Annotated in this window: 9 protein-coding genes; 8 read left to right on the top strand and 1 reads right to left on the bottom strand. The window is 39.5% G+C overall.

The features are described from left to right. Positions 1–315 precede the first annotated feature (315 nt). From queC to BK581_RS08000, 6 genes are all read left to right on the top strand, one after another. Positions 316–972, top strand: coding sequence for a 7-cyano-7-deazaguanine synthase QueC (queC, locus tag BK581_RS08025; protein WP_078577683.1), 657 nt, complete (start codon positions 316–318; stop codon positions 970–972). Further along, positions 972–1,451: a 6-carboxytetrahydropterin synthase QueD gene (gene queD / locus BK581_RS08020; RefSeq protein WP_078577682.1), complete on the top strand. Its 480-nt coding sequence runs from the start codon at positions 972–974 to the stop codon at positions 1,449–1,451. Before queC ends, queD begins: the two co-directional genes overlap by 1 nt. Then, positions 1,444–2,172, top strand: a complete 729-nt coding sequence (queE, locus tag BK581_RS08015) for a 7-carboxy-7-deazaguanine synthase QueE (protein WP_078577681.1) — start codon at positions 1,444–1,446, stop codon at positions 2,170–2,172. Before queD ends, queE begins: the two co-directional genes overlap by 8 nt. A 288-nt stretch (positions 2,173–2,460) precedes the next feature. After that, a complete protein-coding gene (locus tag BK581_RS08010) occupies positions 2,461–3,324 on the top strand; it encodes an ROK family protein (RefSeq protein WP_169837614.1) in 864 nt (287 codons plus the stop codon). 431 nt (positions 3,325–3,755) lie between these two features. Beyond that, positions 3,756–6,020, top strand: coding sequence for a putative bifunctional diguanylate cyclase/phosphodiesterase (locus tag BK581_RS08005; protein ID WP_078577679.1), 2,265 nt, complete (start codon positions 3,756–3,758; stop codon positions 6,018–6,020). Positions 6,021–6,911: 891 nt separating this feature from the next. Then, entirely contained in the window at positions 6,912–8,333 is a 1,422-nt protein-coding gene (locus tag BK581_RS08000; RefSeq protein WP_078577678.1) for a 6-phospho-beta-glucosidase, read from the top strand. Between the two features lie 397 nt (positions 8,334–8,730). Here BK581_RS08000 and BK581_RS07995 read toward each other — a convergent pair whose 3' ends face one another. Then, positions 8,731–9,294 carry a TetR/AcrR family transcriptional regulator gene (locus BK581_RS07995; RefSeq protein ID WP_078577677.1) on the bottom strand — a complete coding sequence of 188 codons (564 nt, stop codon included), beginning with the start codon at positions 9,292–9,294 and terminating at the stop codon, positions 8,731–8,733. Between the two features lie 1,168 nt (positions 9,295–10,462). On the opposite strand from BK581_RS07995, the gene BK581_RS07990 reads away from it, so the two are divergent. Beyond that, on the top strand, positions 10,463–12,463 hold the full coding sequence (locus tag BK581_RS07990) for an efflux RND transporter permease subunit (protein WP_078577676.1): 2,001 nt from the start codon (positions 10,463–10,465) through the stop codon (positions 12,461–12,463). A gap of 2 nt (positions 12,464–12,465) precedes the next feature. After that, positions 12,466–14,295, top strand: coding sequence for a coiled-coil domain-containing protein (locus BK581_RS07985; protein WP_245828948.1), 1,830 nt, complete (start codon positions 12,466–12,468; stop codon positions 14,293–14,295). Positions 14,296–14,604: the final 309 nt, after the last annotated feature.

The following is a 14,604-nucleotide window of genomic DNA, read 5'->3' as shown; positions in this document are numbered from 1 at the left end:
TTTTAATATGTGGATAATAAAAAGTGGCTGAAACGTAAGACAGCGACTCCTAGAGGTTAAATCGCAGTCTGAAGGTCCACTTTTGCGCGGATTTACCGAGAAAAAGGTAGCTGAAGACATGCCCTTGATAAAGCGGCATCTGAAGTGAAGGTCACATTCATTATTCGGTTTTTGACCTCGCTCAAAATAGAGAGGAGAGCCACATCTATTTAAGTGGGATTGACTCAACTACCAATCAGTGTGAGAAGAACAAAAACCCTCACTGATTGAAGGTTCGTTATATTACGAGAATCATTTAATAAGGAGAAAGATAATATGAAACATGAAAAAGCTATCGTTGTTTTTAGTGGTGGACAAGACAGCACCACTTGTTTGTTTTGGGCGTTAGAGCGTTTTAAAGAAGTTGAAACTGTCACATTTAATTATAACCAGCGTCACCAATTAGAGATTGAAGTGGCTAAGTCCATTGCTGAGGAATTAGGTGTTAAACATACCGTATTAGATATGGCGCTGTTAAACCAATTAGCTCCTAATGCTTTAACGAGAGATAACATTGACATTGAACAAAAAGAAGGCGAGCTACCATCTACGTTTGTTGAAGGGCGAAATTTATTGTTTTTAACGTTTGCCGCTATAGCTGGCAAGCAAGTAGGGGCCGATCACATTGTGACGGGTGTGTGTGAAACAGACTTTAGTGGTTATCCAGACTGTCGAGATGTTTTTGTAAAGTCACTGAACGTCACGTTAAATCTATCAATGGATCATCAATTTGTCATTCATACACCTCTTATGTGGCTTGATAAGGCAGATACGTGGGAGCTAGCTGATAAACTAAAAGCGTTTGATTATGTTAGAACGAAAACGTTAACGTGCTATAACGGCATCATCGCAGACGGTTGCGGAGAATGTCCAGCATGTGTGTTAAGGCAAAAAGGATTAGAAGAATATGTGGCAAGAAAGGAGGCACAGTAATGGAGTTCAGAATTGTCGATAAGCTTGAGAAGATAGATGAAGATATTTCCCGCAAGGAGCTGAAATACCATACAAAAAGGGTTCTTGTCAGTAAGGAGTTTACGTTCGATGCAGCCCACCACCTCCACTGTTACGAAGGTAAGTGTAAAAACCTTCACGGCCATACGTATAAAGTTATTTTTGGCATCAGTGGGTTCGTTGACGACACAGGTCTTATGATAGACTTCGGGGAGATAAAAACGATTTGGAAAAACGATATTGAAGTGTATCTCGATCATCGTTATTTAAATGAAACGTTACCAAATATGAATACCACCGCTGAAAACATGGTCGTATGGATTTATGAAAAAATGGCCGAGTCTCTTGCCACTCATAAAACGTTAGTGAAGGAACAAGGAGCAAGAGTGGAATTTGTTCGTTTATATGAAACGCCGACGAGTTATGCGGAAGCAAGACGGGAGTGGATGAACGGTGAGTAAGCTTCCTGTATTGGAGATTTTTGGTCCGACAATCCAAGGTGAAGGCATGGTCGTGGGGAAGAAAACGATGTTTGTGCGTACAGCAGGATGTGATTATTCCTGTGCTTGGTGTGATTCAGCATTTACGTGGGACGGTTCTGCAAAGGACGATATTAGACAGATGACCGCTACTGAGATATGGAATAGCTTACAAGCGTTGGCACCAAACAATTTCTCACACGTGACCATTTCAGGTGGCAATCCAGCCCTGTTTAAAAACATGAGTGACTTTATCGATTTATTAAAAGATTATCAAATAAACATTGCCCTTGAAACACAAGGGAGCAAGTGGCAGGACTGGTTTTATAGGATAGATGATTTAACACTCTCTCCAAAACCCCCTAGTTCAATGATGTCAACCGATTTTGATGTCCTTGATGACATTATGACACGATTAACGGAAGCCGATAGGGTGGCGAATATCAGTGTAAAAGTTGTAGTATTTGATGATCGTGATTTTGATTATGCTAAAAAGGTGCATAAGCGTTATCCCCATGTGTCATTCTATTTACAAGTGGGAAATAGTGATCCTGTTACAGAAAATAAGTCGTCCTTAACGACACACCTTCTAGAAAAATATGAGTGGCTCACTGAAAAAACGGTGGCAGATCGTGAGCTGAATGACGCGCGAGTTCTTCCGCAATTGCACACATTAATGTGGGGGAATAAACGTGGTGTTTAAAGCTGTCTAACTTAATAATATCATTGATCCAGCGTATCACTCTCTTCTATCTGTGTCGTTGTGAAAAGTGGCCTTTTGCTTGAAAAAAGAACCGTATAGGTTTAACAGATCGCTTAAAATCATTTCACATTATTTTAAAGAAAAATGCATTATTTTTCTGAAAATGGTCTATTAGAAATGATAGAATGAAACGTAGTGTCCTATCATTTTAAGAGGTGAAACCACACCATTAATACGATGTGACACTCATTTTCTAAAAAAGATCGTAATGATAATAGGGGGATAATGATGCTAGGTGGAATTGAAGCAGGTGGAACTAAATTTGTTTGTGCAGTAGCTAATGATGACTTAACAATCGTAGAAAGGATCGCCTTTCCTACAAGAAGCCCTGAGGAAACGTTCAATGATGTCTTTGAATTTTTTGATAAATTTCAATTGAAAGCTTTAGGTATCGGGTCATTTGGTCCAATTGATGTCAATGAGCAGTCACCATCATATGGATTTATTACAGATACCCCGAAGCCATTTTGGAGCCATTTTGATTTCGTTGGCACGTTAAAGGAGAAGTATGATGTTCCCGTCTTCTGGACGACAGATGTTAATGCTGCTGCTTACGGTGAGAAGATGAAGGGGAGTGCTGTCAATAATGCAAGTTGTCTTTATTTGACGGTTGGAACTGGTGTCGGCGGTGGTGTCATTTATGGAGAGAACATTCTTGAAGGGTTCAGTCATCCAGAAATGGGCCATATACTTGTCCAGCCTCATGCAGAAGATCCATTTGAGGGAGGGTGTCCATTCCACAAAAACTGTTTAGAAGGATTAGCATCGGGATCTGCTATTGAAAAGCGCTTTGGTAGAAAAGGCAATACGATCCCTCAGGACGATAAATTCTGGAAAATTGAAGCGTATTATATGGCACAGGCCCTGATGAGCTACACGTTAACGTTACGTCCTGAGAAAATCATTCTTGGCGGTGGGGTTATGATGCAGGATCATTTGCTAGCCAGTTTACGGGAAGAATTCAGTCGTCTATTAAATGGATACGTCGCCACACCTGATCTATCAGAGTACATTGTGACACCTGCACTAAAAGGAGATGCTGGCATTGTCGGCTCCTTACTATTGGCTGAAAAAGCCTTAAAAGAAGCGTAATTTAACTTATCATAATGTTAGTCAGCCGCTGGACCTCCAGCGGCTTTTTTGTGTCTCTTTACACTATCTCGTCATTAATATCATGTCATCAGAACCCGATATAACAGAAAGGTGTCTATTAAAAAGAGATTCTGGCTGACTTATTGCCCACTCACCTATACGGAAGAAATCAAATGTTAAAGCTTACTATCTAGTTAATGATTTAGGCGTTTTATCTTCTTATCGTGAAAGCTAAGAGTTTGTTACACGTACAGGATACCAACAAATAGCGTCGATAAAAAAGTGTTATGACGTGAGTGTTATCTAAAGAATTCGCCAACGCTTTTTATACGTAGGATGGTATAATCAATTTACAGAATGTCTGGGATATAAAGACACTTAAGAGAAAAGAATCGCCTAATTTTAAGCAACGATTGTGAGTTGAATTAGTCATGCAGACGAAACGTTCAATAATAATTTATCTCGTTATGTCGCTCACTTTTGTGTGCGGATGGCTGTATTTATTTAGAGATAATCCCGCCATGCGTACGATAGGAGTGAGTGTCTTTCCAATTTTATGGGGAACTTTAAGTTTTCTATGGACATTTAATGCTTACCGTATGATCAGAGGGAGAGAAAAATATTTTTGGTTATTCATTTCTATAGGGTTGATTTTCTATCTTATATCAAATGTTTTTTGGGTTATGAATTTTATGATGACAGGAGATCATGTGTTTCCTGATAGCTCATATTTATTTTGGCTTTTTACTTATCTCTTCTTTTTTATCGGTTTAATTTATAAAGTGAAGCTTTTAAGTCTTACAGTCTCCCATAAGCCTTACGTGTTTAACATCGTGACGTTCATGATTGTGGCTACCTCTATAAGCAGTCATTACTTAATTAGACCTGTGCTCGTTGCTACTGATAATTCAGTAGGCTTAACGATTATTAGCTTGATTTACCCAGTAGCTTCTTTAGGCATTATTTTTGCAATGACTTACCTATACTATTTGTCTAAGCAAACGAACGAAAAGGAAACGGTATTATATGTGGTAATAAGCTTTTCTCTCCAAGCTTGTGCCGACTGGGGTTACGCTTATACGACGTTAACCCATGGTGAATATACTCCAGGTGGGGTTATAGATCCGGTTTGGTTAACTTCCCTCATGGTAATTGGCTTGGCGGGCTTAAAGGCTCAGCATAATGCCACATCTCCTGTATTAGAAATAAACGATGAGATACAAAGTCAAGAGACACTTTTTCCATATCTAAGTAGTGTTGTCCTAATTGTGTTAAGCGCTCAAAGCTATGATTGGTCTTTTAATTTGTTAAGTGTGGGGGCGACGATCGTATTCTTGGCAATTATGGGTCGGCAGTTCTTAGTCATAAGGCGAAATGAGCAGTTAATGAAAGAGTACAAGCACTTGGCCTATCATGATCCATTGACAGGGTTAAAAAACAGAGTAAGCTTTCAAGAGGAAATTGAACGTTATTTGGCACATAGTGAACGGCATCATACGAGTACCGTTCTAATGCTTATTGATTTGGACCGTTTTAAAGCAATAAATGATACTCTCGGTCACCATATTGGCGATGAAGTACTCATCAGAGCTGGAAACAGGTTGAACACAGGATTAAATGCTCATCGTGTTTATCGGCTTGGCGGCGATGAGTTTGTCTTCATTCTTTCTGGTGTTGATCAAGAGAAGTACATTCAATTAGCAGAAAAAGTGATTCATTTGTTTACCGTTCCATTTCATGTGAAGGGCCATGAAATGAGTGTCACCCCTAGCATCGGTATTAGTACGTATCCCGAGAATGGAAACGATAGCGCATCATTACTTAAAAATGCAGATGCTGCCATGTATTTAGCAAAAGCGAATGGGAGTAATCAATATTGTGTGTATAATGCTGAGTTGGCATTAGCTCATGAACGCAAGATAAGGGTGGAAAATGAACTAAGAAAAGCAGTTGAAACAGAACAGTTATTTCTTGTATATCAACCGATCGTGGAATTAGAAACTGGGAGACCTATCGGTATGGAAGCCCTTTTGCGTTGGGTGCACCCTGAACTTGGATTTGTGTCCCCAGCAGAGTTTATCCCTATTGCTGAAGAAACAGGGCAAATCGTCTGTGTCGGAGAGTGGGTGTTACGCAAGGCATGTGAACAAGCGAAACGTTGGCATGATGAAGGGTACGCGTATTTATATGTGTCTGTTAATGTGTCAGCTCGTCAAATTCAACAAGAGTCTTTCGTTCATTTAGTGCAGACGACATTACAGAAAACAGGGCTATCTGTGGGAAAACTTGAATTGGAAATCACAGAAAGCATCATGCAAGATCCAAGCCGATCGACGAAAGTTTTAAATGATCTGCAACATTTAGGTGTCAAGACGGCCATCGATGATTTTGGCACTGGCTACTCGTCATTATATCTTTTAAAAGAATTACCTATAAATACAATTAAAATTGACAAAGCTTTTGTGGACGATATGACAAATAATAAAGGACACTCTGTCGTCAAATCAATTATCCAAATTGGTCGGAATCTAGGGCTGAAAATTATTGCCGAAGGGATTGAACATGAGACTCAGGCGGAAGAGCTTTTACAAGACGGTTGTCATTATGGACAAGGTTATCATTACCTAAAACCAGCACCTGCGAATGAGTTTGCTATGTATTTAACTAAAGTGGAAGAAGAAAAAAGTTTGGGCTAATGATTATTTTTTATAAAAAACATGTTGAGGATGACGCCTTGAGTAGGTGTCATCCTTGACGTGATTTAAGTGATGAAAGAAGGGATTTCCTCTATTTCCTTTTCTGTATTCGCGTAAATAACCTAAAGACTTCTAATCAAACCATCCAAATCGTGTATCTCTATTATCAAAATCGTCACATGTTGACGTATGACTCTTGATCTTTAAAAGCAAAAAGGACTGACTACGATGTCTTTAATTTTTGGGGACTCGAACACCCACGATACACCTAGTAATTTGTTTCCGCTTAGGGAAGGAAAAACGTTACGTGTAAATATGGCAGAAGAACGATTAAACTAAAACTGAGGGTGAAGGTTTTGTGCTCGCTTTTCTTTTAAATGATGAGGCTAGCAAATTAATAGGAGCACTGGTATCATCGGAAAAGGAGGGTGTTTGTCTACTACTTAAGAGGGCGAACCAAAGGCCATCAAAAAAATTTGTGGGAGAATTAATATGATTTTTGTCTCCACTATATGTCATTAAAGAAGTGCCAAAATTAAATTTCCCACAAGAAAAAAGAACGATAATAACTAAATGGTAACTCTAACCCATGGCCCTTTTTATAGAAGGGTTTGTAGGGAAAGGTGTTGGCTTTGGAGGATCAGCAACGTCTGAGCTTTCTGATGTAAAAAGATTTATCGTCTTATTTAGCTGAAGGTGAGATGATTCATTTTTTAAGGTTTGTTATGTATGGTGTATGTGATTCAATTATGATATTACTGCTTGAAAGCGTTTATCCTAATCTTATCTTCTCTGTTAGTCCAATGTGGACTTAAATAAAGGAGATAGTCAAAGTTACATATGACTTTTAAACGTAGCTTCATGTCATTAAATTAAAAAGGAGAATGATTTATGCCATTAAAAAAAGATTTCTTATGGGGTGGCGCAGTAGCTGCTAACCAATGTGAAGGTGCTTATTTAGAAGATGGAAAAGGATTATCGTTAGTCGATCTTTTACCGGCAGGAAAAGAACGATGGGAAGCATTGATGGAGCCGCAAAAAGCGTTAACGACGACGTACTCACATTACCCGAGTCATGAATCCATTGATTTTTATCACCGTTATAAAGAAGATATTAAATTATTTGCCGAAATGGGGTTTAAAGTGTTTCGCTTGTCGATTTCATGGCCGAGGATTTTTCCAAATGGAGATGAAACAGAGCCGAATGAACAAGGGCTCGCATTTTATGATAACGTATTCGATGAGTGTGCTAAGTATGGCATTGAGCCGTTAGTCACCATCAATCATTTTGACACTCCCCTTGGATTAGTTAAAGATTACGGTGGTTGGCGCAACCGGAAATTGATTGATTTCTATGTCAAATTCGCTGAAACTGTTTTACACCGTTATAAAGGTAAAGTGAAATATTGGCTTACTTTCAATGAAATTAATATGATTCTTCATATCCCCTTTTTCGGAGCGGGACTCATATTAGAAGATGGCGAAAATCATGATCAAGTGAAATATCAAGCGGCTCATTATCAACTAGTAGCCAGTAGTTTAGCAACTAAGATTGCAAAAGAAGTTGATCCTCAAATTCAAATAGGGTGCATGTTAGCGGCAGGGGAAATCTATCCATACACGTGTCATCCTAATGATATGTTAAAAGCGGTGAAAGAAAATCAAAATCAATATTTCTTTATTGATGTTCAGTCTCGAGGGTATTACCCATCTTATGCGGAGCGTCTCTTTAAAGAATTAGGAGTCTCTCTTGAGATGGAAGAGGAAGATCGAGATATTTTAAAAAAGTATACGGTTGATTTCATTTCATTTTCTTACTATTCATCGCGCTTAACGAGTGCTGATCCAGAAGTGAACAATGCACAAAAAAGTGGGAATGCCATTATGACATTGCGCAACCCGCATCTGGATGCAACCGATTGGGGGTGGCAAATCGATCCCATTGGTTTACGTGTGACGATGAACCAATTATGGGACCGGTATCAGAAACCATTATTTATCGTAGAGAATGGGATGGGAGCAGTAGACGAACTAAATGAAAATAATACGGTAGAAGATGATTATCGTATTGAGTATATGCGTGACCATTTAGAACAAATGATAGAAGCGGTAGAAGATGGCGTAGAGTTAATGGGTTACACGTCTTGGGGATGTATTGATTTAGTGAGCGCTGGCAGTGGAGAAATGAAGAAACGTTATGGTTTCATCTACGTTGATCGAGACAATGAAGGTCGTGGCACAAATGAGCGTTATAAGAAAAAATCGTTCAACTGGTATAAGCAGGTCATCGAATCAAACGGAGAAAAGCTATGACCCCCCTTAAGAAGTATAGGAGGATACTTGCGAACAGGATGATCGAAAAATGTGACATGCGTGTCTAATACGAAGGATAGTGGAAACAGGCGATCTATGTCGCCTGTTTTTTTCTACCTGATAGCAAGTTACCTTAAAATATTTCAGATAGGGAAAGAATGTCAACACGAAAAAGCTAAAACAAGACTAATTATTTTATAGCAAATATTCGTTTATCCCATTCTTAAGGGGCAGTAAAACACCACTGATTGAAGCTTAGCTTTATGAAATTGGTTCATAGGAATAAAAATTTCATATAATAAGAGGTGCCTCTTCATCGATCGAATATATAGAAGCGCCATGACAGTTTCTGTCATACACACCTTTCGAGCTACATAGTACATTAACTCGTTTAACATCATAAATGTGTTGTGTTAGGGATAGTAATAGACGTTTTCTTAAATGACATATTGTTTAGCTGTTGAACTAATGCAGCCATGTCTTCCACACTTTCTTTTTTACCACTTTTGATCCACTCGATAAATACATTGAAAATAGCACCTGACTGGTAATGAGGCGCATATTTTAGCAGGCGTTCTTCACTTTCGTCTATGCACCACAACACATATTTATTGAAACAGTCTAACACTAAAGTAGCTAAATTGGCTTCATACAGTCTCGACATAATATCACTATATTTTTCAAAAAAATAAAACGCATAAAGAAGAAATTGGTAATCGTCCTCTTCTGGAAGGTGCTGTGTCTCTTGCTGATACTGATAAAATAAGTCGTCTAAATAACTGATAATAATGGCTTCTTTATTGGCAAAATTACGGTAATAGGTCACACGTGATACACCGGCTTTTTTAGTGATGTCTGTAATCGTGATGTCCTCGTATTTGTTGGATTCCATCAGTTGTAATAAAGCGGTGGAAATACATTCCTTTGCAAACACATTGGAAGCATGTCGTCGTTTTTCCATGTATCAAAACCTCCTTTTTTGTTACAGTGAGCGCTTACACCGTTGATTTTAACAATTACACTTTATATAATTTAACAATGTAACAGGTGTTACATTTATCTATTATAACATTTATCACAGATAACCGTCCGTAAACCTCCCTGCTCAAAATAGAGAGGAGAGAGCCATCTATTTAGGGGGGGAGGTAACGGCCGGTAATGTCCTGATTGACTCAACTACCAATCAGTGGGAGAAGAACAAAACCCCCACTGATTGAAGGTTCGTTATATCACAGATAACCGTCCGTAAACCTCCCTGCTCAAAATAGAGAGGAGAGAGCCATCTATTTAGGGGGAGGTAACGGCCGGTAATGTCCTGATTGACTCAACTACCAATCAGTGGGAGAAGAACAAACCCCCCACTGATTGAAGGTTCGTTATATCACAGATAACCGTCCGTAAACCTCCCTGCTCAAAATAGAGAGGAGAGAGCCATCTATTTAGGGGGAGGTAACGGCCGGTAATGTCCTGATTGACTCAACTACCAATCAGTGGGAGAAGAACAAACCCCCCACTGATTGAAGGTTCGTTATATCACAGATAACCGTCCGTAAACCTCCCTGCTCAAAATAGAGAGGAGAGAGCCATCTATTTAGGGGGAGGTAACGGCCGGTAATGTCCTGATTCACTCAACTACCAATCAGTGGGAAAAGAACAAAACCCCCACTGATTGAAGGTTCGTTATATCACAGATAACCGTCCGTAAACCTCCCTGCTCAAAATAAAGAGGAGAGAGCCATCTATTTAGGGGGAGGTAACGGCCGGTAATGTCCTGATTGACTCAACTACCAATCAGTGGGAGAAGAACAAACCCCCCACTGATTGAAGGTTCGTTATATCACAGATAACCGTCCGTAAACCTCCTTGTTCAAAATAGAGAGCGGAGAGCTAACTCTATATAGGCAGGAGGTAACGGTGGCCATGTCCAGATTTCACTCACGAGCAATCAGTGGGAGGAGAGCGGGAAATCTATTGTATGAAGGCTTGTTTATAAAAGGTTGTTGTACATAGTGAAGAAATACTATTCTGTTTATATTTAAAAAGTAGTGGGTGTGTAGAAAAAGGAGTGGATTAAGATTGATATAGCAGCACGAATTATTAAACATAAAAAGCTTGTCGTCATTCTATTTATGATTCTCGCTATTGCAGGGTCCGGTTTGCAATTTTTTGTTTCTGTTAACTATAACATGGTGGAATATTTGCCTGATGATGCGTCTTCAACAAAAGCGCTAGATATTATGGAAGAGGAATTTGAGGCGTCCGTTCCTAATACAAGAGTGATGGTCAAAGACGTGTCACTTCAAGAAGCGCTTGTCTATAAGGAGCAGCTTGAAAGTATTGAAGGGGTAAGCGATGTGACATGGCTTGATGATGTCATGGATTTGAAGATACCGTTAGAAATGGCGGATGACGATACAGTCGAATCTTATTATAAAGACCGACATGCTCTCTACTCGTTTACTGTAAGCAGCGGTGATGAGGTGGAAGTGACAGAAGCGATCTATGAGGTTATTGGAGAAGATAATGCGTTGACTGGAGAGGCATTAGACACCGCGATTTCTCAAAAAATGGCTGGTACAGAAACGATGTATGCCGCGGCTTTACTTATACCGATTATTATCATTATTTTAATTTTATCGACCACATCTTGGATGGAGCCCGTCTTCTTTCTTGTGGCAATTGGTGTGTCGATTCTAATTAATCTAGGAACAAATATTTTTATTGGAGAGGTATCGTTCGTTACCCAATCGGTCAGCCCTATTTTGCAGTTGGCTGTTTCGTTGGATTATGCTATTTTCTTGCTTCACAGTTTCTCAGATTCTCGAAAGGAAAGCGATTCACCAGAAGAGGCGATGCACCTGGCGATGAAGCGGTCATTTCCCGCTATTACCGCAAGTGCTGCCACCACATTCTTTGGGTTTATGGCATTGACGTTTATGAATTTCGAGATAGGCTCAGATCTAGGGTTGAATCTCGTGAAAGGGATACTTTTCAGTTTTATTAGTGTCATGGTATTTCTACCAGCTCTTACATTATATTTTTATAAATGGATTGATAAAACACAACACAAACAATTTATACCAGCATTTAAAGGCATCGGAAAAGGTGTCGTTAAAATGAGATATGTGAGTCTTTTTATCGTAGCGATCGTTATGGTGCCAAGCTTTTTAGCACAAAGTCATACAACCTTTACGTATGGGTTAGGTGAGCAACCTGAAACAACACGTGCAGGCAGTGATTTCATTGCTGTTGAAGATACATTTGGAGAGCTCACGCCTATTGTTCTCCTAGTGCCAAAAGGAGATACAGCGAGAGAAGCAGAGCTTGGGACTGACTTGGAGCAACTGCCTAACGTCACAAGTGTGATCTCATACGCAACCGCCATAAGTCCTGTCATTCCAGCAGACTATTTAGAAGAATCGTTAACAGAACAATTCTTGTCAGAAAACTACAGCAGAATAGTAATAAATACAGATTTAGCAGCAGAGGGGGAGCGACCATTTGCATTAGTGGAAAAGGTTGAGGAGGTGGCGCGATCATACTATGCAGAGGATGCCCATTTACTTGGCGAAAGTGTCACACTCTATGATATGAAAACAATTGTAACGAAAGATAACACACTCGTTAACGTGTTAACTGTGGTGACTATTGCCATTGTTCTCATTATTACATTCCGATCACTTTCCTTTCCAGTCGTTCTTTTACTGACTATTCAAGTAGCTGTGTGGCTAAACTTATCCATCCCATATTTTACGAATACGCCATTAGACTTTGTCGGTTATTTAATTGTCAGTACGGTACAGTTAGCTGCTACAGTGGACTACGCCATACTGTTCACTGAACATTACAAAGAGAAGCGGAAGGAAATGTCAGCGTTCAAAGCGATTAAGCACACGTTAGACGAAAAAACGTTCTCTATTGCTGTCTCTGCTTCAATTTTATCCAGTGTTGGCTTTATTTTATGGCTGACGTCTTCTAATCAAATCGTTTCTTCTATCGGATTATTGTTAGGTAGAGGCGCGCTTCTAGCTTTTTTAATGGTCTTGTTCTTCCTTCCAGCTACGTTAGTTATTTTCGATAAGTTAATTGAAAAAACAACGTGGAAAGCAAATTATTTTAAGGAGAAATGATGATGATAAAAAAACAACATCTACTATTGAGTGGATTGGCTTTCTTGCTATTAATCCCTTCCTTGCCTGTACATGCGAATCAAACAGGTTCCCAGACGATAGCGGCTGATGAACCTACTTCTTTAAATGAGGGCGAAGTTGCTGCAAAAGATGAAGTGGTGTATGCCACACTTAGCGCCGCAGGAGAAATGAATGATATTTATGTGGTGAACATATTTGATGTCATACATCCTGGTGTGATTAAAGATTATGGCACTTATTCAAACGTGGAAAATTTAACAGATTTATCCCCTATAAACCAATCGGGTGAAGAGATTGAGCTCGTAGCGCCTGAAGGACGTTTTTACTATCAGGGCAATATGGAAAATGCCGTCCTTCCTTGGGATATAACGTTCACTTACGATTTAAATGGTAAAGAAGTGGCACCCGACGAATTAGCAGGGGCCGATGGCCATTTAGCCATTCATGTAACGACTGAAGCAAACGAAACATTTGATCCTGTTTTTTACGAGCATTATTTAGTCCAAATTTCCATTGAACTAAATGGTGAAAAAGCGAGGCGGATTCGTGCAGAGGATGGAACCATTGCGAATGTAGGAAAAAATGAACAAATCACGTTTTCTATCATGCCTGATGAAGAGGGAGATTTTACAGTAGAAGCAGATATCACTGATTTTGAAATGGAAGGAATTGATATAGCAGCACTTCCTTATGCGATGGCGATTGATGCTCCTGAAATTGACGATATGACAGGTGATATGGAACTATTAGCTGATGCGATTAGTGACGTTAATAAGGGCGTATCGGAGCTCCATTCAGGTATTGGTGAGCTTAATGAAGGCGTAGGTGCTTTACACAGTGGCTCAGCTGATTATCATCACGGGATGAAAGAGCTAGATGGTAGTTCATCTGATTTATTGAGCGCTTCTAATCAAATTGATGACGCATTAAGTACAATAAGTCAATCGCTAGACGGTGACCCTGATGACATGAACCTCGGAGATTTACAGGAGCTACCAGACATTCTTGCGGAATTAGCTGAAGGTCTTCAAGAAGCGGGAGAAGGGCTTTCACTTCTTGAAGAAAATTATGGGCTTGCTTATGCTAGTTTAGATGACGCTATATCTGCGATCCCTGAGTATAAACTGTCGGAAGAAGAGATACAAAGCTTGTACTTGAGTGGCGCTGATGCGGACGTCATTGATAAATTAGTTGAAACCTATTCAGCTGCTCTTACAACAAAAGGGACGTATGATGCTGTTAATGAGGCATTCGCCGCGGTTGAACCTACCCTTAATGATGTCAGCACTGCTTTAGACGACATGGCAAGTGGTTTAAAAACGATGTCGCGTGAGTTGTCACATTCTATAGAGAATATGGATATAGCAGCTTCTTTTAACCAATTAGAAGATGCGTTAAGTGACTTGTCATCCCATTACGGCGATTTTCATAACGGATTAGTCGATTACACAGGTGGTGTTTCGGAACTTACGAGCTCCTATAATGCTTTACATGATGGCATCGGGGAAGTAAAGGGCGGTACGTCAGAGTTAGAAAGCGGCACCGCTGAGCTTGAAGAAGGAACAAATGAGTTGTACGAGACCACAAGTGATTTACCAGATCAAATGCAAGATGAAATTGATGACATGCTTGCAGAATACGAAATTGGTGACTTCGATGCGATTTCATTTGTAGCAGATGAAAACGAGAACATTGATTCTGTGCAGTTTGTCATTAAAACAGAAAGCATTACAAAGGAAGAGGAAGAATCTGCGACAGAAGAAGAAGAGGAGGAACCAGGTTTTTGGAGTAGGTTAATGGATTTGTTCTAGTATAAACTTTACACATGTCTCATCTATGCTACATGTTGTCTTATCCACTTAGCAAACTAAAGATAAAGCATGGCAACGCCTAACTAACAGCCACTTAAAAGCGGATTTATTAAAAACATGTTTGGCATTGAAGTGTCACTTAAAATATACACAAACATTGCTATTGGACGATATGAGTGCGTATTGATGATTACCATCAATACGCACTTTTTATTTAGTGAAGGTACCATTAATTAATGATGAGTGGAGGTTACTTTCTTTTGTGCTATTGTCTCTACTCTTCCATATAAGATAAGACGCCTTACCAGC

The organism is Salipaludibacillus agaradhaerens (assembly GCF_002019735.1).
GTDB classification, from domain to species: Bacteria; Bacillota; Bacilli; order Bacillales; family Salisediminibacteriaceae; genus Salipaludibacillus; species Salipaludibacillus agaradhaerens.
The sequence above is the reverse complement of the archived record's forward strand: the minus strand, read 5'-3'. Positions and strand labels throughout refer to the sequence as shown.

Bases quoted from the DNA above. Each gene is read 5' to 3' on its own strand.
- BK581_RS08000 (WP_078577678.1), top strand. From the start codon at position 6,912: ATGCCATTAAAAAAAGATTTCTTATGGGGTGGCGCAGTAGCTGCTAAC.
- BK581_RS07990 (WP_078577676.1), top strand. From the start codon at position 10,463: ATGATTCTCGCTATTGCAGGGTCCGGTTTGCAATTTTTTGTTTCTGTT.
- BK581_RS07985 (WP_245828948.1), top strand. From the start codon at position 12,466: ATGATAAAAAAACAACATCTACTATTGAGTGGATTGGCTTTCTTGCTA.
- BK581_RS08010 (WP_169837614.1), top strand. From the start codon at position 2,461: ATGCTAGGTGGAATTGAAGCAGGTGGAACTAAATTTGTTTGTGCAGTA.
- BK581_RS07995 (WP_078577677.1), bottom strand. From the start codon at position 9,294: ATGGAAAAACGACGACATGCTTCCAATGTGTTTGCAAAGGAATGTATT.
- BK581_RS08005 (WP_078577679.1), top strand. From the start codon at position 3,756: ATGCAGACGAAACGTTCAATAATAATTTATCTCGTTATGTCGCTCACT.
- queD (WP_078577682.1), top strand. From the start codon at position 972: ATGGAGTTCAGAATTGTCGATAAGCTTGAGAAGATAGATGAAGATATT.
- queC (WP_078577683.1), top strand. From the start codon at position 316: ATGAAACATGAAAAAGCTATCGTTGTTTTTAGTGGTGGACAAGACAGC.